The organism is Thiocapsa sp., assembly GCF_022340925.1.
In the GTDB taxonomy this organism is placed as follows: Bacteria; Pseudomonadota; Gammaproteobacteria; order Chromatiales; family Chromatiaceae; genus Thiocapsa.
Genome location: NZ_JAJDNA010000049.1, coordinates 1 through 19809, shown reverse-complemented (window position 1 = coordinate 19809; position 19809 = coordinate 1). Strand labels below are relative to the sequence as shown.

Annotated in this window: 17 protein-coding genes and 2 tRNA genes; 14 read left to right on the top strand and 5 right to left on the bottom strand. The window is 64.5% G+C overall.

Going from position 1 to position 19809, the window contains the following annotated elements:
- Positions 1-7: 7 nt before the first annotated feature.
- The 3 genes from LJE61_RS06810 to rimI all read right to left on the bottom strand — a co-directional run bounded on the left by LJE61_RS06810 (position 8) and on the right by rimI (position 5466).
- Positions 8-1024: a dihydroorotate dehydrogenase-like protein gene (locus LJE61_RS06810; RefSeq protein WP_296909385.1), complete on the bottom strand. Its 1017-nt coding sequence runs from the start codon at positions 1022-1024 to the stop codon at positions 8-10.
- A 5-nt stretch (positions 1025-1029) separates the two neighbouring features.
- A complete protein-coding gene (gene nifJ / locus LJE61_RS06805) occupies positions 1030-4653 on the bottom strand; it encodes a pyruvate:ferredoxin (flavodoxin) oxidoreductase (protein WP_296909384.1) in 3624 nt (1207 codons plus the stop codon).
- Between the two features lie 348 nt (positions 4654-5001).
- Positions 5002-5466 (bottom strand): ribosomal protein S18-alanine N-acetyltransferase, encoded by a 465-nt coding sequence (gene rimI, locus LJE61_RS06800; RefSeq protein ID WP_296909393.1) that lies wholly within the window; start codon positions 5464-5466, stop codon positions 5002-5004.
- A gap of 288 nt (positions 5467-5754) precedes the next feature.
- On the opposite strand from rimI, the gene LJE61_RS06795 reads away from it, so the two are divergent.
- The 3 genes from LJE61_RS06795 (at position 5755) to LJE61_RS06785 (ending at position 8198) form a co-directional block, all read left to right on the top strand.
- Positions 5755-7335, top strand: a complete 1581-nt coding sequence (locus LJE61_RS06795; RefSeq protein ID WP_296909383.1) for a peptide chain release factor 3 — start codon at positions 5755-5757, stop codon at positions 7333-7335.
- A gap of 279 nt (positions 7336-7614) precedes the next feature.
- Entirely contained in the window at positions 7615-7857 is a 243-nt protein-coding gene (locus LJE61_RS06790; protein ID WP_296909382.1) for a BolA family protein, read from the top strand.
- A gap of 101 nt (positions 7858-7958) precedes the next feature.
- Entirely contained in the window at positions 7959-8198 is a 240-nt protein-coding gene (locus LJE61_RS06785) for an acetyltransferase (RefSeq protein ID WP_296909381.1), read from the top strand.
- 43 nt (positions 8199-8241) lie between these two features.
- Here LJE61_RS06785 and LJE61_RS06780 read toward each other — a convergent pair whose 3' ends face one another.
- Both LJE61_RS06780 and LJE61_RS06775 read right to left on the bottom strand, forming a co-directional pair.
- A complete protein-coding gene (locus LJE61_RS06780) occupies positions 8242-9255 on the bottom strand; it encodes a YhdH/YhfP family quinone oxidoreductase (RefSeq protein ID WP_296909380.1) in 1014 nt (337 codons plus the stop codon).
- Positions 9256-10779, bottom strand: coding sequence for a fumarate hydratase (locus LJE61_RS06775; RefSeq protein ID WP_296909379.1), 1524 nt, complete (start codon positions 10777-10779; stop codon positions 9256-9258). It abuts the gene before it with no gap.
- A gap of 226 nt (positions 10780-11005) precedes the next feature.
- Here LJE61_RS06775 and LJE61_RS06770 point away from each other — a divergent pair.
- From LJE61_RS06770 to LJE61_RS06720, 11 genes are all read left to right on the top strand, one after another.
- Positions 11006-11082 (top strand) — tRNA-Val (locus tag LJE61_RS06770).
- 119 nt (positions 11083-11201) lie between these two features.
- Positions 11202-13121, top strand: coding sequence for a threonine--tRNA ligase (gene thrS / locus LJE61_RS06765; RefSeq protein WP_296909378.1), 1920 nt, complete (start codon positions 11202-11204; stop codon positions 13119-13121).
- A 59-nt stretch (positions 13122-13180) separates the two neighbouring features.
- On the top strand, positions 13181-13714 hold the full coding sequence (gene infC, locus LJE61_RS06760) for a translation initiation factor IF-3 (RefSeq protein ID WP_296909377.1): 534 nt from the start codon (positions 13181-13183) through the stop codon (positions 13712-13714).
- A gap of 151 nt (positions 13715-13865) precedes the next feature.
- Positions 13866-14063 (top strand): 50S ribosomal protein L35, encoded by a 198-nt coding sequence (rpmI, locus tag LJE61_RS06755; RefSeq protein ID WP_296909376.1) that lies wholly within the window; start codon positions 13866-13868, stop codon positions 14061-14063.
- Between the two features lie 38 nt (positions 14064-14101).
- Positions 14102-14458: a 50S ribosomal protein L20 gene (rplT, locus tag LJE61_RS06750; protein WP_296909375.1), complete on the top strand. Its 357-nt coding sequence runs from the start codon at positions 14102-14104 to the stop codon at positions 14456-14458.
- Positions 14459-14560: 102 nt separating this feature from the next.
- On the top strand, positions 14561-15592 hold the full coding sequence (gene pheS, locus LJE61_RS06745) for a phenylalanine--tRNA ligase subunit alpha (RefSeq protein WP_296909374.1): 1032 nt from the start codon (positions 14561-14563) through the stop codon (positions 15590-15592).
- A 249-nt stretch (positions 15593-15841) separates the two neighbouring features.
- On the top strand, positions 15842-18220 hold the full coding sequence (gene pheT, locus LJE61_RS06740; protein ID WP_296909373.1) for a phenylalanine--tRNA ligase subunit beta: 2379 nt from the start codon (positions 15842-15844) through the stop codon (positions 18218-18220).
- Positions 18221-18224: 4 nt separating this feature from the next.
- Entirely contained in the window at positions 18225-18524 is a 300-nt protein-coding gene (gene ihfA, locus LJE61_RS06735; protein ID WP_296909372.1) for an integration host factor subunit alpha, read from the top strand.
- Positions 18505-18879, top strand: coding sequence for a MerR family transcriptional regulator (locus tag LJE61_RS06730; protein WP_296909371.1), 375 nt, complete (start codon positions 18505-18507; stop codon positions 18877-18879). The genes ihfA and LJE61_RS06730 overlap by 20 nt, the downstream gene beginning before the upstream one ends.
- Before the next feature lie 37 nt (positions 18880-18916).
- A tRNA-Pro gene (locus LJE61_RS06725) sits at positions 18917-18993 on the top strand.
- A 518-nt stretch (positions 18994-19511) separates the two neighbouring features.
- Positions 19512-19784, top strand: a complete 273-nt coding sequence (locus LJE61_RS06720) for a hypothetical protein (protein WP_296917819.1) — start codon at positions 19512-19514, stop codon at positions 19782-19784.
- Positions 19785-19809 lie beyond the last annotated feature (25 nt).

Below are 19809 nucleotides of genomic sequence, written 5' to 3'. Positions count from 1 at the left end.
TCTCAGCTCACCGCATCACGCCGGGAGGGGAGCTGTAGCTGTCCAGGATATTGACGTAATTTGCCCGCTCGAGCTCGGCGGGATTGGGAACCGAGAGCGCGCTGACGCGTCCCCTGAAATCCTCCACCGACTCGAATCCCTGCTCCTCCATCCACGCCTGGATGCCACTCAGGATCTGCGCCGTATAGGCTGGTCCTTTGCCAAGCAGAACGCTGCAGAGATGGACGACGTCCGCGCCTGCGAGCAGGAGCTTGACGGCATCGGCCGCGGTGTGTACGCCTCCGGTCGCGCCCAATGAAAGTCCCTCGAAACGCCCGTAGAGGATCGCGATCCAACGCATCGCGAGCAGCGCCTCGGCCGAGGTCGATGGATACAGGCTTGCTTGCAGGCGCAGGCTGTCGATATTGATGTCGGGTTGGTAGAAGCGGTTGAAGAGCGCAACGCCGTTGGCTCCGGCCGCGGCGACCTGGCCGACGAGGTTGCCGATCGAGCTGAAGCTGGAGGAAAGCTTCATATTGATCGGGATCTGGACATGACCGCGCAGCTCGCGCAGGAGATCCAGATAACGCTCCTCCACCTGGAGGCCGGTCTGGGTGACATCGCCGGCGACATAGTAGACGTTCAGCTCCAAGGCGTCGGCACCGGCCTGCTGCAACTCGGTCGCGTGCTTGATCCAGCCGCTGGTGGTCACCCCGTTGAGGCTGGCGATGACCGGGATGTCCAGCGCCTCCTTGAGCTGGCGGATGTTCTCCAGATAGCGCTCGAGTGCCCCTGCGAAGTCCTGATGAGCGGGCAGGAAGCCATCACCGGCCTCGGCGAAGCCGATCTCCTGATGGTGCAGAAAGCGCACCATCGTCTCGGACTCGGCGGTCACGGCCTCCTCGAACAGCGACCACATGATGATGGCCGCCGCGCCGTTGTCCTCAAGCTCCCGCGCGATGGCGACACTTTTCGACAGCGGCGAGGCCGAGGGGACCAGCGGGTTCCTGATCTCCAGCCCCAGATAATGCGTCGTCAGGTCCATAGCGATTACTCCGACAAGGATGACTGGTCTTTGCCCCCGGTGTCTTTCGAGGCCGCGCCGGGCGCCTTCTGCACTGCGAGATGCGCGAGCTGCTCGTAGAGCGTGAAGCGGGTCTGGACGTGTTTCTGGGCGAGCTGCAGGTAGCGCTCCGCCGCGTCCGGATGGGTGCGGGTCAAGACGCTGAAGCGGGTCTCCGACGAGACGAAGTCGCGGTAGGGAATGCTGGGCGGCTTCGAGTCGATATGCAACGGGTTCTCGCCTTGCGCGAGCCGGCGCGGGTCGTAGCGGAACAGCGCCCAATGCCCCGAGTTGACCGCCATGTCCTGCTGGCGCAGGTTCTTGGACAGGTCGACCCCGTGGGCGATACAGGGCGAGTAACAGATCAGCACCGAGGGGCCGTCGTAAGACTCCGCCTCCAGGAAGGCCCGCACGGTCTGCACGTCCTTCGCGCCGAAGGCGACCTGGGCGACGTAGACGTTCTCGTAGGCCATCGCCATCATGGCCAGATCCTTCTTGAAGGTCGGCTTTCCGGCCGCGGAGAACTTGGCGACCGCGCCCATCGGCGTCGCCTTCGACGTCTGGCCGCCGGTGTTGGAATAGACCTCGGTGTCCAGGATCAGGAGGTTGACGTTGCGGCCGCTGGCGAGCACGTGGTCGACCCCGCCATAGCCGATGTCGTAGGCCCAGCCGTCGCCGCCGATGATCCAGACGCTGCGCTTGACCAGTTGGTCGCAGATCCCCGTCAAGATGTGTGCCTCCAGTCCCTCGAGGCCCTTGAGTTTGTCCTTCAAGGCGGCGACGCGCTCGCGCTGCGCGAAGATCCCGGCCTCTTCCGACTGGTCGGCCGTCAACAGGCCCTCGACGAGATCCTCACCGATCCGCGGCGCGAGTCGCCGGACCAGCTCGCGGGCATGGACTGTCTGCTTGTCGATCGCCAGACGCAGCCCCAGACCAAACTCGGCATTGTCCTCGAACAGCGAGTTGTTCCAGGCCGGTCCGCGGCCGTCGGCATTGGTCGTGTAAGGCGTCGTCGGCAGGTTCCCCCCGTAGATCGAGGAGCAGCCTGTGGCATTGGCGATCAGCATGCGGTCGCCGAACAATTGAGAGGCGAGCTTGATATAGGGGGTCTCCCCGCAACCCACGCAGGCCCCGGAGAACTCGAACAGCGGCTCCAGCATCATGGCGTGCTTGATCTTGCTGCCGTCCAGTCGGCTGCGGTCGTATTCCGGCAAGCTCAGGAAAAAGTCCCAGTTGGCCTGCTCGGCCGCATGGGTGGTCTCGGCCGGGACCATGTTCAGGGCCTTGCGATCGGGGTTCTTGCGATCACGGATGGGGCAGACCTCGACACAGAGGCCGCAGCCGGTGCAGTCGTCCGGGGCGACCTGGTAGGTGATGTGATGGTCCGGGGGGAAGTCCTTCCCCTTGATCTGGACATGCTGAAAGCTCGCCGGTGCCGCGTCGGCCAGTGTCGCCGGATAGACCTTGGCACGGATCGCGGCATGGGGGCAGACCAGAGGGCACTTGCCGCAGTGGGTGCAGAGGTCGTCCTCCCATTTCGGAAGCTGGAGGGCGATGTTGCGTTTCTCGAAGCGGGTGGTCCCGGTCGGCCAGGTGCCGTCCGCCGGCATCAGACTGACGGGGAGACTGTCCCCTTTCCCGGCGATCAGGGGGGCGGTCACGCGGCGCACGAAGTCGGGGGCCGTGCTCGGCACCGCAGGCGGGCGCTCGAAGCCGCTGGTGACCTGTTCCGGGACGCTCACCTGATGCAGACCGGCGAGGGCGGCATCGATCGCACGATAGTTGCGATCCAGCAGACTCTGACCCTTTTTCCCATACGTCTTCTTGACCGCCTCCTTGATCTGGGCGATCGCCTCGTCCTTGGGCAGGATCCCCGAGATGGCGAAGAAGCAGGTCTGCATGATGGTGTTGATGCGCCGACCCATGCCGGTTCGGCCGGCGATCCCGTAGGCATCGATCACATAGAAGGTGAGCCCCTTGTCGATGATGGCCTGCTGCATCGAGCGAGGCAGATCGTCCCACACGCGATCAGGTGGGGTCGGGGAGTTGAGGAGGAACACGGCGCCCCGACGCGCATGGTCCAGCATGTCGTAGCGGGTGACGAAGGTCGGTTGATGACAGGCGACGAAGCTGGCCTCGCTTGCGCCGATCAGGTAAGTGCTGTTGATCGGCCTGGGTCCGAAGCGCAGATGACTGATGGTGACGGCCCCGGCCTTCTTGGAGTCGTACTGGAAGTAGCCCTGGCCGTAGTTGGTCGTCTCCTCGCTGATGATCTTGATCGAGTTCTTGTTGGCCGAGACGGTGCCGTCCGAGCCCAGACCGAAGAAGACGCAGGCGGTCACCCCTGCCGTGGCCGCCGGCTTGAAGTCCGGGTCCCAGTTCAGACTGGTGTGGGTCACGTCGTCGATGATCCCGACCGTGAACGGATGTCTCGGCTCGGGCCTCGCCAGCTCGTCGAAGATGCCCTTGACCATCGCAGGAGTGAATTCCTTGGATGAAAGTCCATAGCGTCCGCCGACCACCCGGGGCATCGCGGCGAGGCAACCTTGCGAGAGGGCCTGGGCCAGCGCCGTGATGACATCCTTGTACAGGGGCTCGCCGTCTGCCCCCGGCTCCTTGCTGCGGTCGAGCACCGCAAGCCGGTTTGCGGTGACCGGAATCGCGCTCAGCAGGGCGCCGGAATCGAAGGGGCGATACAGCCGCACCTTGATCAGGCCGACCTTCTCCCCGTGTTCGACCAGGTGCTCGACCGTCTCCTGCGCGGCGCCGATGCCCGAGCCCATCAACAGGATCACACGCTCGGCGTCGGGTGCGCCGACATATTCAAAGAGTCCGTAGCGACGCCCCGTGAGCTGGCCGAATCGATCGATGGCATGCTGGACGATGCCGGGCACGGCGGCATAGAAAGGGTTCACCGTCTCGCGACCCTGGAAATAGACGTCCGGGTTCTGCGAGGTCCCTCGGACGACCGGTCGGTCCGGATTCAGCGCGCGCGCGCGGAAGGCCGTGATCAACTCTTCGTCGATCATGGCGCGCACCGTCTCGTGCGAGAGCTTCTCGATCTTGGCGACCTCGTGCGAGGTGCGGAATCCGTCGAAGAAATGCAGGAAGGGGACCCGGCACTCGAGAGTCGCGGCCTGCGCGATGAGCGCAAAATCCATGGCCTCCTGCACCGAGGCCGAGCAGAGCATGGCATAGCCGGTCGCGCGGCAGGCCATGACATCCGAATGGTCGCCGAAGATCGACAGGGCCTGCGCCGCGAGTGACCGCGCCGAGACGTGAAAGACGGTCGGGCTGAGCTCGCCGGCGATCTTGTACATATTCGGGATCATCAACAGCAGGCCCTGCGAGGCCGTGAAGGTGGTGGCCAGCGAGCCGGCTTGCAGGGCGCCGTGGATCGCGCCGGCCGCGCCGGCCTCGCTCTGCATCTCGACGACATCGGGGACCGTGCCCCAAAGGTTCGCAATCCCCAGGGACGACCATTCGTCGGCCCACTCGCCCATGTTGGAGGACGGCGTGATGGGGTAGATGGCGATGACCTCGTTGGTCAGATGGGCGACATAGGCCGTGGCCTCGTTGCCGTCGAGGGTTACCATGTGCTGTTGCGACATCGAGCTGTCTCGCGATGGTGGGTGGGGAAGGCCGGCAACGCGGCTGGGCTGTGCTGTACTCCGACTCGGCGTCAAGCGCGGCCCAAAGCGAGGCGGGAGCCGAGAAACGGCGTCAACTATAGCCCGAAACGACCGGGGATTGGCGGCCGTTTCGGGGGCATGTTGCCGGAATCGACGTCGGCATGATCAGGGTCATTTCGCCGGCCCGTCGGACGCAGTCTCGACCGCCGTCCGAGATCTCGGCCCGCAGGGCGGGCCGCTGTGCCGCGCAGGCGCAGCGGGCGACGACCCGGCGGCGCTCTGGCTGTCCCCTTCGAAATGATCTCGGGGTCAAAGACGGACGGCGACTCAAGCATCGAAGGGGCCATGCGACTCGCTTCCGGCCAGGGCCGACAGGGCGCGCGCCAAGACCACCGCGTCTTCCCGCCCTTTCCCGGCCGGGTAATAACCGCGTCGGTTGCCAATCTCGCAGAAGCCCTCGGATGCATAGAGCGCGCGGGCTCGGGCGTTGGAAGCCCGCACCTCCAGGAAAGCCGTATCGGCGCTGCGGGCGCGTGCAAGCGCGAGTAGATGTCGCAGCAGGCGCCGACCGAGCCCCCGCGCCTGCCAGTGCGGATGCACGCAGAGGTTGAGGATATGGCACTCTCCCACGGCAACCGCCATGACCGCGTGCGCGACGACGGTCCGCTCGATCTCACCCACCCAGCAGGCGTAGCCGACCCGCAGACAGTCCCGAAAGATGCCGTCCGTCCAAGGATGCTCGTAGGCTGCGCGATCTACCGCGCAGACCCTCTCGATGTCCTCCTCAACCATGGCCCGGAGGGCGAATGTCAGGTCGGTGCTCACTGCATCAATCGTTGCGCTCACTCGTACCCCTTGGCTTGTGGATCCGCTGCGCGGTTCGGCCGGATGCGGAACCAGCCGCTCGAGCGGCCGGTGTGCGTGCTCGACCGCCAACCAACCGGTGGGCGTCGTGCGGCAGGATTCCGAAGCGACCCGCGCAGTATACCCGCCGATACAGGATGCCTGCTGATCGGTGGACAGTGAACGGCTATACTGGTGTGTTTAGCCGCCCACAGTGCGCACCCACTATCCCGACCCATGACCGAGCTTCACGATCAACTCCAGCGGCGCCGAACCTTCGCCATCATCTCCCATCCGGACGCGGGCAAGACCACCCTCACCGAAAAGCTGCTGCTGTTCGGTGGCGCGATTCAGCTCGCCGGGACCGTCAAAGGCCGCAAGGCCGCCCGTCACGCCACCTCGGACTGGATGGAGCTGGAAAAGGAGCGCGGGATCTCCGTGACCTCCTCCGTGATGCAGTTTCCTTATGGCGACAGCATCGTCAATCTGCTGGATACCCCGGGTCACCAAGACTTCTCCGAGGACACCTATCGGACCCTGACCGCGGTGGACTCGGCGCTGATGGTGATCGATGTTGCGAAGGGTGTGGAGGAGCGCACCATCAAGCTGATGGACGTGTGCCGGCTGCGCGATACCCCCATCCTCACCTTTGTCAATAAGCTCGACCGCGAGGGCCGCGACGCCATCGAGCTCCTCGACGAGGTCGAGGATGTCCTGAAGATTCGGTGCGCGCCGGTCACCTGGCCGATTGGCATGGGCAAGCGCTTCAAAGGCGTCTACGATCTGCGATTCGATCGGACCCACCTCTTCAGTGCTCAGCACGGGGGGCGCATCGCCGAAGGGGAGGTCATCCAGGGCATCGACAACCCGCGCATGGGGGCCGTTCTGGGTGACCAGGCCGATGAGCTGCGCGCCGAGATGGAGCTCGTCCAGGGTGCCAGCCATCCGCTCGATCTCGATGCCTATCTCGCCGGCCAACAGACCCCGGTGTTCTTCGGCTCGGCGATCAACAACTTCGGCGTTCGCGAGTTGCTCGATGCCTTCGTCGAATACGCACCGCCGCCGCGTCCGCGCCCGACCCTGCAGCGGATGGTCGATCCGCGCGAGGCGTCGTTCACCGGATTCGTCTTCAAGATTCAGGCGAACATGGATCCGTCACATCGCGACCGCGTGGCCTTCCTTCGCGTCTGCTCGGGCAGCTATAAGAAGGGCATGAAGATGCGCCACGTGCGCATTGGCAAGACCGTGCAGGTCGCCAACGCCATCACCTTCCAGGCCGACGAGCGACGCCATGTCGAAGAGGCCTGGCCGGGCGACATCATCGGGCTGCACAACCATGGGACCATCCAGATCGGGGATACCTTCACGGAGGGGGAGTCCCTCAAGTACGAGGGTATCCCCTATTTCGCCCCGGAGCTGTTCCGCCGTGTGGTGCTGAAGGATCCGCTGCGCATGAAGGCGTTGCAGAAGGGAGTGGTTCAGCTCTCGGAGGAGGGTGCGACTCAGGTGTTTCGGCCGCTCAAGAACAACGACCTCATCCTCGGCGCAGTCGGGATTCTCCAGTTCGACGTCGCGGCCTATCGGCTGCAGGACGAGTACGGCGTCGAGGCGATCGTCGAGCCGGTGAGTGTCAAGACCGCGCGGTGGATCGCCTGTGAGGACCCCAAGCGGCTCGAGCAATTCAAAGAGAAGAACTACGAGCACCTTGCGCTGGATGGCGACGAGCAACTGGTCTACCTGGCCCCGACGCGGGTCAACCTGGACCTGGCCCAGGAACGCTGGCCGGACGTGCGCTTCCTTGCCACACGCGAGTTGTGATGTCCAGACCCGTCGATCTGTCGGATGCGGGCGCAATCCGTCCGGCGGCGCTTGCCCCCCGCACGGCGGAGCCACATCTAACACGATCGTTGTTTGATTGGTCATCCTGGCCAACAGACCAACGCCGACCCGGAAGACGCGGTCTCCCGCTTCTCTCGTTGTCAGGCGCTGAGGTGCCTGAAAATGCGGGGGCCTCCTGCCCCGGACGGGAAACGCCGCCTACTTCAGCGTCTCACGTGATGGATGTTCAACACGATTTGAGGAAACCAGGAGTCAACGTTGGAAACCGAAGCAGTTGCACAACTCATTCGCGATGGCCTGCCCGGCGCCGAGGTCCAGGTGTCGGGCGACGGCAGCCATTTCGACGCCATTGTGATCAGCGAGGTCTTCGAGGGCCTGACCCCCATCAAGAAGCAGCGCATGGTCATGGATACGGTCAGACCTCAGATCGCCAGCGGCGAGCTTCACGCGCTCTCGATCAAGACCCTGACACCCGCGCAGTGGGCCGAGCAGGGTCGCTGAAGCGGCCTCCGCCGGCCCGGGGTGCCGGTCTTGTCAAGCGCTGACCGAATGCCATACTAAAAAGTGAGAGGGGGCGGTTACTCTGCGTAGGAGGGCAGGCCATGTTTCTCAAGCATCGCACGACCGGAAAGATGATCGAGGTCCTGAGTCAGCGGGATCTCCTCAATCCAATGCACGCGAGTATCGTCGGACGGTATCACTACGGCGAAGAGGCCCAGGAGCCGGAGAAGTTCGAGAAGACGGAGCTGATGTTCATCTCGGACGAGCCTCTGCCACGCTGTTGGACTGACAGCCACTACCGCGACGACGAGATTCATCACTATTACAAGAAGGCATCCTGACCGGATGCCGTCCTCGCGGCCCGGCGAGTGCCGGGCCGCGTCTTCAGACGCCGCGCTCGCTCGCGGCTCGCGCGATCCTCACCAACAGACGGCCATGCGTCTTGCCGGCGAGCATCTCGTCGAAGGCGCGCGGCAGGTCCTCCAGGTCCAACGTGTCGCCGATCAAGGCGTCGAGGTCAGGCGGGCGCCAGTCCGCTGCCAGGTGCTCCCACAGCTCGGTGCGCAGCGGCTGGGGCACATCCGCGGAGTTGCAGCCGAGGAGACTCACGCCACGCAGGATGAAGGGCATGACGGTCGTCTCGAGTGCGGCGCCACCCGCGAGTCCGACGCAAGCGATGTTCCCTCGCGGGACGACGGTCCGGGTGATCTGGGCCAAGAGCTCGCCGCCGACGTTGTCGACCGCACCGCCCCAAAGCGCCTTCTCCAGGGGGCGCTTGGCATCGGCCAGGGCATCCCGCTCCAGGACTCGGCTGGCGCCGAGACCCTTGAGCCATGCCTCCAGTCGCGGTTTGCCCGAAACGGCGACGACCTCGTAGCCGAGCCGGGCGAAGATCGCGATCGCCACACAACCGACGCCGCCGCTGGCACCGGTAATCAGGATTGGGCCCAGTCCTGGCGCCTGGCCATTGACATGCATCCGATGGAGCGCCAGTGCCGCGGTGAAGCCGGCGGTCCCCAGGACCATCGCCGATCGGGTCTCCAGTCCGTCCGGGATGGGGACCAGCCAGGGTGCCGGGACGCAAAGCCACTCCGCATAGCCGCCGTCATGGTCAAAGCTCAGCCCCCATCCGGTGACCAGCACGCCGTCACCTGCCCGGTAGCGACGGTCGTTGGACTGCTCGACGATGCCGGCCGCGTCGATTCCGCCGACCAGCGGGAAGGTGCGCAGGATCTTGCCGCGGCCGGTACCGGCAAGCGCATCCTTGTAATTGACGCTCGAATACGCGACCCGCACCAGGACCTCGCCCGCTTTCGGCATGGGTCTGGGCAGTCGTTCGAGACCCGCGTGGTGGCCGTTTTCGTCTTGATGGATGCGAAAGGCCTGATAGGTTTGCATTCAGGCGACCTCCACCGGGATCTGCCCGATCCTGCCGCGCCACTTGGCCGGTCCGGTCTGATGGATGGACTCGCCGCGACTGTCAACGGCCACCGTCACCGGCATGTCCTCGACCTCGAATTCGCGCATCGCCTCCATTCCCAGATCCTCGAATGCAACGAGCCGTGAGGACTTGATCGCCTTGGCGACGAGATAGGCGGCACCCCCGACGGCCATGAGATAGACGGCGCGGTGCTGCTTGATCGCCGCGATCGCCGCCGGGCCGCGCTCGGCCTTGCCGATCATGCCGATCAACCCGGTGTGGTCCAGCAGTTGCTCGGTGAACCCGTCCATCCGAGTTGCGGTCGTCGGTCCGGCCGGCCCCACGACCTCGTCGCGAACCGGCTCGACCGGACCCACGTAGTAAATGAACCGGTTGGTGAGATCCACCCCGCTCGGCAGTGGCTCGCCCCGGTCCAAGAGATCGGCGATGCGCTTGTGCGCGGCATCGCGCCCGGTCAGCAGCTTGCCGCAGAGCAGCAGTCGCTCGCCGGGCCGCCAGCTCACGATCTCGCGCCGGGTCAGGGTGTCCAGATGCACCCGTCGCGCCCCGGCGGCTGCGTCCCAGGTGATCGGTGGCCAATCGTCGAGACTCGGCGGGGTCAGCTCGACCGGACCGGACCCGTCGAGGGTGAATTCCAGGTGCCGGGTGGCCGCGCAGTTCGGGATCAGGGCGACCGGCAATGACGCGGCATGCGTGGGGTAGGTCCGGATCTTCACATCCAGGACCGTAGTCAAGCCGCCTAGCCCCTGGGCACCGATCCCCAGTGCATTGACCTTCTTGAACAACTCCAGGCGCAGCTCTTCGATGGGGTCTGACGGACCGCGCGCCTTGAGCTCATGGATGTCGATCGGTTCGAGCAGCGCTTCCTTCGCGAGAAGCATCGCCTTCTCTGAGGAGCCCCCGACGCCGATGCCCAGCATCCCCGGCGGGCACCAGCCCGCCCCCATGGCCGGAACCGTATTGAGCACCCAGTCGACCAGGCTGTCGCTCGGGTTGAGGACCGCGAACCTCGACTTGTTCTCGGAGCCGCCGCCTTTGGCGGCGAGACGCACTTCCACCCGACCGCCGGGGACCAGCTCCACATGAACGACCGCCGGGGTGTTGTCTCCGGTGTTGTTGCGCGCGCCGATCGGGGGCGAGACCATGGAGGCTCGCAGCACATTGTCGGGATGGGTGTAGGCCCGACGCACACCCTCGTCGACCATCGCCTGGATGCCGCGGGTCGACTCCCAGCGCACATTCATCCCGATCTTCAGGAACACCACCACCATCCCGGTGTCTTGGCAGATGGGGCGGTGACCCTCGGCGCACATCCGCGAGTTGACGAGGATCTGGGCCATCGCATCCTTGGCCGAAGGCGACTCCTCCATCTGATACGCGGTCGCGAGTGCGCGGATGTAGTCCCGAGGATGGTAGTAAGAGATGAACTGCAGGGCGTCGGCGATGCTCTGGACGAGATCGGTCTCGCGGATGATGGTCATGGATGCAGCGGGGCTCTTGTTGGGTCCTCTGCCCAGTATAGGAGAGGAGTCCGCGGATCGATCTTGATCCGTGGGATGAAGTGACGAGCCTGACGTCCGATCGGGGGCCTGCACTGGCGTCAGCAGGCGGGGATCGTCCTCTTCTGTCTTGCGCGGCGGCGTCTCGCAGACGAAACTGCTTGCGCCGAGATCGCGGCGGGCTGTAGACTTCCGGGCTCGCAGCGACAGGCGCGTAGCTCAGTTGGTTAGAGCACCACCTTGACATGGTGGGGGTCGTTGGTTCGAGTCCAATCGCGCCTACCATACGCCAGCCGTCAGCCTCCGGCCGTTCGCCGCCAGTTCGTCCCGGCGGCAATGCGCTTGGGCTGGCGGTTTTTTCATGTGATCCCTCGTATCGATCACCACTGAGCTTGGAATTCGTCATGCCCGTCATCACCCTGCCCGACGGCTCCCAGCGCCGATTCGATTCCCCGGTTTCCGTTCAAGAGGTTGCGGCGTCGATCGGGGCGGGTTTGGCCAAGGCCGCACTCGCCGGTCGCGTCAACGGCGCGCTGGTCGATACCTCCTGTGTGCTCGACCAGGATGTCGAATTAGCGATCGTGACCAACCGGGACGAGGAGACGGCGCTCGAGCTTCTCCGTCACGACGCTGCCCACGTCATGGCCCAGGCGGTGCAGGAGCTCTATCCCGGGACCCAGGTGACCATCGGGCCGGCGATCGAAAACGGCTTCTATTACGATTTCGCTCGCGAGGAGCCTTTTACGCCCGAGGACCTCGAGCGGATCGAGGCGCGCATGCACGAGATCGTCAAGCGCGACCTGCCGATTGTTCGCGAGGTTTGGGATCGCGACGAGGCCAAACGCGTCTTCGGCGAGCTCGGCGAGCAGTATAAGGTCGCGATCATCGAGGAGATCATCCCGGAGGGCGAGGCCGTCTCGGTCTATCGTCAGGGCGATTGGTTCGATGTCTGTCGCGGTCCTCACCTCCCGAGCACGGGCAAGCTCGGCAACGGCTTCAAGCTGACGAAGGTGGCGGGCGCCTATTGGCGTGGCGACTCCCGCAACCCCATGCTGCAGCGCATCTACGGCACCGCCTGGCGCGACAGGAAGGAGCTCGCGGCCTACCTGCATCGCCTGGAGGAGGCCGAGAAACGTGATCACCGCAAGCTCGGCAAGCAGCTCGACCTGTTCCACTTCCAGGATGAGGCCCCGGGCATGGCCTTCTGGCATGCCAAGGGGCGGATCATCTACCGCCTGGCTGAGGCCTACATGCGCGAGAAGCTCGAGCAATACGGCTATCAAGAGGTCGAGACCCCGCAGGTGCTCGACCGCTCGCTCTGGGAGCGCTCCGGCCACTGGGAGAAGTTCTCCGACGGTATGTTCACGACCCGTCTGGATGAGCGTGACTACGCGATCAAGCCGATGAACTGCCCCGGCCATATCCAGCTGTTCAACCAGGGACTCAAGAGTTACCGCGATCTGCCCCTGCGGATCGCCGAGTTCGGCGTGGTCCACCGCAATGAGCCCTCGGGCACCCTGCACGGGCTGATGCGCGCGCGTCGCTTCACCCAGGACGATGCGCATGTCTTCTGCACCGAGGCGCAGCTGCAGGACGAGGTGGCCACCCTGATCGACATGGTGTTCGAGACCTACCGCGACTTCGGCTTCACCGACATCGACCTCGCACTGTCGCTGCGCCCGCCCCAGCGGGTCGGGGGCGATGCGCTTTGGGACAAGGCCGAGGCGGCATTGGACCAGGCCCTGAGAGCGAAGGGCTTGGACTTCAAGGTACAGCCGGGCGAGGGCGCCTTCTATGGCCCCAAGATCGAGTTTACCCTGCACGACAGCATCGGCCGTGCATGGCAATGCGGCACCATCCAGGTGGACTTCTCCATGCCAGGGCGCCTGGGGGCGCACTACATTGCCGAGGACAACAGCAAGCAGGTCCCGGTGATGATCCACCGCGCCATCCTGGGATCGGTGGAGCGTTTCATCGGGATCCTCATCGAGCACTACGCCGGGCAGCTGCCGGTTTGGTTGTCACCGGTCCAGGTCATGGTGCTGAACATCACCGATCGGCAGGCGGAGTATGTCACGACGGTCGCTAACGCCTTGCGTGAGAAGGGGTTCCGAGCTGAAACGGACTTGAGAAACGAGAAGATCGGCTTTAAAATCCGCGAGCACACCCTGCAAAGGGTGCCCTACCTGCTCGTCGTCGGTGATCGGGAAGTCGAATCCCGCTCCATTGCCGTGCGCGATCGTGCGGGCCGGGACCTCGGCATCTTCGAGCTCGGCGCCTTCATCGACCGCTTGAGAGAAGAGATCGTGAACCGGACCCGCTGACGCCGGGCCTGTCCAGGGGGCCGCGTGATCGTAGTGCGCGAGCCGTCCATTGAGCGCTTTTGGAGGAACCTGCTATCGCTGCACCAAAGAGAAACCGCGTCAACAAAGAGATCAACGTATCGGAAGTGCGGCTGATCGGCGCGGATGGAAACCAGGTCGGGGTCGTCAGTACACGCGAGGCATTGGAGATGGCCCAGGAGGCAGGGCTCGATCTCGTCGAGATCGTTCCCACGTCGGAGCCTCCGGTTTGTCGGCTCATGGACTTCGGCAAGTTTCTCTTCGACCAGAAGAAGAAGAAGAGCGAGGCCAAAAAGAAGCAGAGGCAGGTTCAAGTCAAGGAGGTGAAGTTTCGCCCAGGGACGGACGAGGGAGACTATCGGGTCAAGCTACGCAACCTGACACGTTTCCTCAACGAGGGCGATAAGGCGAAGGTTACCATGCGATTTCGTGGGCGCGAGCATGCGCATCGCGAGCTCGGCCTGGACCTGCTGAAACGGGTCGAGAACGACCTCGCCGAGCTCAGTATCGTGGAGCAACAACCCCAGATGGAAGGACGCCAGATGGTCATGGTACTGGGCCCCAAAAAGAGATAGCGGCAATCACAGAGCGGCCTCGGGGCGACGCTCACAGGGCGTCGTCGTCCTCCCTCACGATCTGGACTCAGGATCGTGGTGGGGAAGGAGCCCCGGCTGGATGTGCGTCGCACAAAAAAACAGATCGGTCAATTGCGGAGTGAATAGATCCATGCCCAAGCTGAAAAGCAATCGCGGGGCGGCCAAGCGCTTTAAGCGTACTGCCTCCGGCTCAATCAAGTGCAACGCCTCGCATCGGCGCCACATCCTGACCAAGAAGAGCACCAAACGGAAGCGCCATCTGCGCGCGCCGAAACAGCTCCACAAGTCGGATGTGCGGGCCGCGCTGCGGATGATCCCCTACTGCTGAGATCGCTTTGGACTTGAGCGAACAACCGGAGAGAACGAATGCCACGCGTCAAACGGGGCGTCACCGCCCATGCTCGTCATAAGAAGATCCTTGATCAGGCCAAGGGTTACTATGGCGCCCGCAGTAAGGTCTATCGGGTCGCCAAGCAGGCGGTCATCAAGGCCGGACAGTATGCCTACCGCGATCGCCGTCAAAGAAAGCGTCAATTCCGTGCCCTGTGGATTGCCCGCATCAACGCCGCCGCCCGCGAGAACGGTCTGTCCTACAGTCGGCTGATCGATGGTTTGAAGAAAGGTGGTGTCGAGGTCGACCGCAAGATATTGGCGGACATCGCCTATCACGACAGCGTCGCGTTCGCCGCTTTGGCGGAGCAGGCGAAGACGGCGCTGGCCTGAGCCGGCTCTCTGGTCGGCCGAGCAAGCCTCGAGCGCAAGAGGGAAAGGCCCCGGTCTTTCCCTTTTTCGTTGCGATGCGACTCCCAGTCGGAAGATTCGAGCATGGCTGAACAAATCGGACTCGGTATCGAGGGTCTGCAGGATGCCGCGATCAACGCGATCGCGACAGCGCCTGATCTCGTCACGCTCGACCAGGTGCGCGTGCGCTATCTGGGCAAGAGCGGCGAGTTGACCGCGCTCCTAAAACGGCTCGGTACGCTGCCGGCGGACGAGCGGCCCGCCGCGGGTCAGCAGATCAATCAGGCCAAGGTTGCTGTCCAGACAGCCATCGACACGCGTAAAGGCGTCCTGGAAGAGGCGTCTCTCGCGGCCAGACTGGCCGGTGAGCGGATCGACGTGACCCTGCCAGGGCGCGGGCGGACCGCAGGTGGACTGCATCCGGTCACACGCGCGCTTCGCCGTATCGAGCGCCTCTTCGGCAATGCCGGGTTCTCCGTGGTGGAAGGGCCGGAGGTCGAGGACGCCTACCACAACTTCGAGGCCCTGAACATCCCGGAGCATCACCCCGCCAGGGCCATGCACGATACCTTTTATTTTGACGCCGACCTGCTGTTGCGCACCCATACCTCGCCGGTTCAGATCCGGGTGATGGAAGAGCAGGCGCCGCCGCTCAAGGTGATCGCGCCGGGGCGTGTCTATCGGTGCGACTCCGACCTGACGCACACACCCATGTTCCACCAGGTCGAGGGTCTGCTGGTCGACGAGCAGGTCAGCTTCGCGGACCTCAAGGGTGTGCTGTACGACTTCCTCCGAGATTTCTTCGAGCGTGATCTCGAGCTCCGTTTCCGGCCGTCCTACTTCCCATTCACCGAGCCCTCGGCCGAGGTGGATATCCAGTGCGTCATCTGCGGTGGCAGTGGCTGCCGGGTCTGCAAGCAGACCGGGTGGCTCGAGGTCCTCGGTTGCGGGATGGTCTACCCCGAGGTGTTCCGGCATGTCGGCATCGACCCCGATCGCTATCTCGGGTACGCATTCGGGATGGGTGTCGAGCGCCTGGCGATGCTCCGCTACGGCATCGACGATATCCGTCTCTATTTCGAGAACGATCTCAGGTTCCTGCGTCAGTTCACTTAGATTGCGTGGCGTATGAAACCCGTTGGTGTCGCGATGGCTCAGCTTGGCATCAATCGACGGACGTCGTTGCAGACGCGGTTCACGACTTTGAGTCGACGCTGTCCCGCCGGCGCAGCAGATCGGCCTCAAGTCAGACAGGCGCGTGCGCGGCGCGGATGGGCGGGAGGCCGATGGGGCATCACACCAGCGCAGTCGAAACGGTCCTCTCTTCTCCCGGCCGGATGAGGCCAGATCACAGGACAGCAGCAGATGCGATTCAGCGAGGCGTGGTTGCGGGAGTGGGTTAACCCCCCGGTCGACACTCGGCAATTGGCCGACCAGCTCAGCATGGCGGGTCTGGAGGTCGATTCGGTCGAGCCCGCGGCACCGGCATTCAGCGGCGTCCGGGTGGGCTGGGTACGGGCCGTGGCGCCCCATCCGGATGCCGAGAAGCTGCGCGTCTGCCGGGTCGATCTGGACGAGGGTGAGCCGCTGCAGATCATCTGCGGTGCGGCCAATGTCGCCGAGGGTATGAAGGTCCCCGTGGCGACCGTCGGGGCCTGTCTGCCGGGTGATGTCAAGATCAAGAAGGCCAAGCTGCGGGGCGTCGAATCCTCCGGCATGATCTGCTCGGCCAAGGAGCTCGGTCTCGCCGAGTCGTCGGACGGTATCCTGCCGCTGCCGGGGGACGCCCCGGTGGGGGAAGACCTCCGCGTCTGGATGGCGCTCGATGATCAATGTATCGAGGTTGACCTCACTCCCGACCGCGGGGACTGTCTGAGTGTCGCCGGGATCGCCCGTGAGGTCGCCGTGATCAACCGGACCCCGCTGCGGGCGCCGACGATCCCGCCGGTCGAGCCCAGCCATGACGGCGGCCTCGACGTGCATCTGATGGCGCCCGCCGCCTGTCCGCGCTATGTGTGCCGGGTGATCCGCAACATTGACCCCAGCGTGGCCACCCCCTTATGGATGCAGGAACGCCTCCGACGCGGCGGGATCCGGACCATCAGTCCGGTCGTGGATGTCACCAACTACGTCCTGCTCGAGCTGGGGCAGCCCATGCACGGGTTCGATCTCGCCAAGCTCGACGGAGAGATCCGGGTTCGCATGGCCGCCCCGGGTGAGCGCATCGCCCTTCTCAACGGTGACGACCTGGACCTGCGCCAGGACACCCTCGTGATCGCCGATGCGCGCAAGCCAGTCGCCCTTGCCGGGATCATGGGCGGCGCGGAGACTGCGGTCGGCCCCGAGACCCGTGACATCCTGCTCGAGAGCGCCTTCTTCGCGCCGCTCGCGATCAGCGGCAAGGCACGCACCTACGGCCTGCATACCGATTCCTCACATCGCTTCGAGCGCGGTGTCGACCCGCGGCTCCAAGACCGGGCGGTCGAGCGCGCGACGCGCCTTCTCCTCGACGTCGTCGGCGGAGAGCCGGGTCCCGTCGTCGAGAAGGTCGCGGGTGACGAGCTGCCAGAACGCCCCGCGCTGCGGCTGCGTCAAACGCGCATCGCCCAGGTCCTCGGACTCGAGCTGTCCGCCGATACCATCGCGGATATCCTGAATCGGCTCGGCATGGACGCGCTGCCAACCGAGGAGGGCTGGCTGGTGACCCCCCCAAGCGCCCGCTTCGACCTGCTCCACGAGGTCGATCTGATCGCCGACATCGGACGGATCTATGGATATAACCGGATTCCGGTGAGTCATGGCAGCTCCGCCTTCGTGACCCGCTCGACGCCGGAGGCGGAGCTCGACCTCGATCGCGTCAGGCTGGCGCTGGTCGACCGCGGCTTCCGCGAGGTCATCACCTACAGCTTCGTCAGTCCGGAGATCCAGGCCCTGGTGGATCCCGACCGGGATGTACTGCGCCTCTCGAACCCGCTCAGTGGGGATCTCTCCGTCATGCGCACCAGCCTCTGGCCCGGGTTGCTCCAGACGGCCCGCTACAATCAGGCGCGCCAGCAGGAGCGAGTGCGGATCTTCGAATCCGGTCTGCGCTTCAGACTCGGGCCGGACGGACTGCAACAAGGCCCGGGGCTGGGTGGGCTGATCCTGGGTGGTGCAGATCCCGAGCAGTGGGGTCAGAAGGTCCGCATGGCCGATTTCTTCGACCTCAAGGCCGACGTCGAGGCGCTATTGGCGCTGACAGGGTCACCGGGTTGCTTCAGGTTTGTCCCGGGCTCTCATCCGGCGCTGCACCCGGGACAGACCGCCCGCGTCCAGCGCGACGGCAACCCGGTCGGTGTGCTCGGGATGCTCCACCCCAGCCTGAGTAAGCGGCTCGATCTGTCGGGGAACGCCTTTCTGTTCGAGCTCGATATCGAGCCGTTGCGCCACGGTGTCCTGCCGAGGTTCGCGCCGATCTCGCGATTCCCAAGCATTCGCCGTGACATCGCCATCCTGGTCGATGAGGCCGTGACCTTCTCGGCAGTCGCCGATTGCATCCGCTCGGCGGAGACGGATCTGCTTCGTGAAGTGGTTCTGTTCGACCTCTATGCCGGAGAAAACATTGAATCGGGGAGAAAAAGTTTCGCTCTCGGATTGATTTTACAGGCTTCTTCTCAGACACTAACCGAGGAAGTCATCGAAGATTCGGTGGGGCGGATTCTGAGCCGTCTCGCGTCACAACTTGGTGCAAGATTGAGGGATTGACCTTATGGCATTGACCAAAGCCGACATGGCCGAGCATCTGTTCGATGAGCTCGGTCTGAACAAGCGTGAGGCGAAAGAAATCGTTGAGATGTTTTTCGAAGAGATTCGCTCGGCATTGGAGCGTGGCGAGCAGGTCAAGCTCTCCGGATTTGGGAATTTCGACCTTCGCGAAAAGAAGGAGCGCCCGGGACGCAACCCCAAGACCGGAGAAGAGATCCCGATCACCGCGCGTCGGGTGGTGACCTTCCGGCCGGGCCAGAAGCTCAAACTGCGGGTGGAGGCCTATGCTGGATCCGATCGATAAGGACGAGGACCACGGACCCGGCGATCTTCCCCCGATACCGGGCAAGCGCTATTTCACGATCGGCGAGGTCAGCGAGCTGTGCGGGGTCAAACCCCATGTGCTGCGATACTGGGAGCAGGAGTTTCCGCAGCTCAAGCCGGTCAAGAGGCGCGGCAATCGCCGCTACTACCAGCGTCACGACGTCCTGATGGTGCGCCAGATCCGCAACCTGCTGTACGACCAGGGCTTCACCATCGGCGGCGCTCGTCTGCAGTTGAGCGGGGAGGGTGCGAAGCACGATCTCAACCAGACACATCAGATCCTGCGCCAGACACGAAGCGAGCTCGAGGACGTCCTGCAGCTGCTGCGTCGTTGACAGCCGGAGGCCGACATCCTATCCTTTCCCGTCTTCTCGGGGCGTAGCGCAGCCTGGTAGCGCACCTGAATGGGGTTCAGGTGGTCGGAGGTTCAAATCCTCTCGCCCCGACCAATAGAAACAAAGGGTTGGGCAATAAGCAGCAGCCCTTTTTCTTCCGCGCATTGAATAGGTACCGCTATAGGTACCGGCGCCTGCTTGCCTGTGGGGACCTTGTACCTGATCTTGCGAATCTCCTGCTCTGCAGTCCAATCTGGCTACCGCCCAGCCCTCCCATCTTGACGAGCCAGCGGCGGGTGTCCCAACCGCCTACCCCGGCCCAGTCTCCCCCGCCCAGCGGCCTTTGCCGGAGCCGCGAAACACGCCGCGCCTGGATCGCTTCGGCTTCATCCCACCGCCGGAGGAGTTGAGGCGGGCCCCTGGATAACCTCATCGGGCGCGATCCGCCTGATCCACGATCTCACCACACCCCAACGCATCGAAAGGGTGCCCGCGTCGGTCATCTTTCGAAGCGGTTTGGGTGCGCCCGATGCGCTTTGATATCCGCTCCCAATCACATGACGACGGGAGCGAATATGTCATCCCATGATGCGAAGAGGCCGGGCCGATCGACGTCAGATCCCGGCTCGTCGATGACGCCCGCAAACCAGGACGGGCCCCAGACCGTTCGAGACAGCGGTGCACTGGGCGCCACGCTCGCCCCCGCGGCCGACCCGCCCGATGACCCCCTGATCAGCGCGGGCACCGCCCGTGCGCTGGCCGCTGGCATCAGCCCCATGACGCTCTGGCGGTGGCGCCGCGCCGGGATCGTCCCCTCACCGGTCGTGATCCAGGGACGCAACTACTGGCGACGGCGCGCCTTTCTGGCCGCGATCGCGGCCGCCGACCGGTCCCGGGGGAGTTGATGCATGCGCCCCGCCACGGAAGCCG

Bases quoted from the DNA above. Each gene is read 5' to 3' on its own strand.
- LJE61_RS06785 (WP_296909381.1), top strand. From the start codon at position 7,959: ATGTTTCTCAAGCATCGCACGACCGGAAAGATGATCGAGGTCCTGAGT.
- rpmI (WP_296909376.1), top strand. From the start codon at position 13,866: ATGCCCAAGCTGAAAAGCAATCGCGGGGCGGCCAAGCGCTTTAAGCGT.
- LJE61_RS06795 (WP_296909383.1), top strand. From the start codon at position 5,755: ATGACCGAGCTTCACGATCAACTCCAGCGGCGCCGAACCTTCGCCATC.
- pheT (WP_296909373.1), top strand. From the start codon at position 15,842: ATGCGATTCAGCGAGGCGTGGTTGCGGGAGTGGGTTAACCCCCCGGTC.
- LJE61_RS06810 (WP_296909385.1), bottom strand. From the start codon at position 1,024: ATGGACCTGACGACGCATTATCTGGGGCTGGAGATCAGGAACCCGCTG.
- LJE61_RS06730 (WP_296909371.1), top strand. From the start codon at position 18,505: ATGCTGGATCCGATCGATAAGGACGAGGACCACGGACCCGGCGATCTT.
- thrS (WP_296909378.1), top strand. From the start codon at position 11,202: ATGCCCGTCATCACCCTGCCCGACGGCTCCCAGCGCCGATTCGATTCC.
- rplT (WP_296909375.1), top strand. From the start codon at position 14,102: ATGCCACGCGTCAAACGGGGCGTCACCGCCCATGCTCGTCATAAGAAG.
- pheS (WP_296909374.1), top strand. From the start codon at position 14,561: ATGGCTGAACAAATCGGACTCGGTATCGAGGGTCTGCAGGATGCCGCG.
- rimI (WP_296909393.1), bottom strand. From the start codon at position 5,466: ATGGTTGAGGAGGACATCGAGAGGGTCTGCGCGGTAGATCGCGCAGCC.
- LJE61_RS06720 (WP_296917819.1), top strand. From the start codon at position 19,512: ATGACGCCCGCAAACCAGGACGGGCCCCAGACCGTTCGAGACAGCGGT.
- ihfA (WP_296909372.1), top strand. From the start codon at position 18,225: ATGGCATTGACCAAAGCCGACATGGCCGAGCATCTGTTCGATGAGCTC.
- LJE61_RS06775 (WP_296909379.1), bottom strand. From the start codon at position 10,779: ATGACCATCATCCGCGAGACCGATCTCGTCCAGAGCATCGCCGACGCC.
- LJE61_RS06780 (WP_296909380.1), bottom strand. From the start codon at position 9,255: ATGCAAACCTATCAGGCCTTTCGCATCCATCAAGACGAAAACGGCCAC.
- nifJ (WP_296909384.1), bottom strand. From the start codon at position 4,653: ATGTCGCAACAGCACATGGTAACCCTCGACGGCAACGAGGCCACGGCC.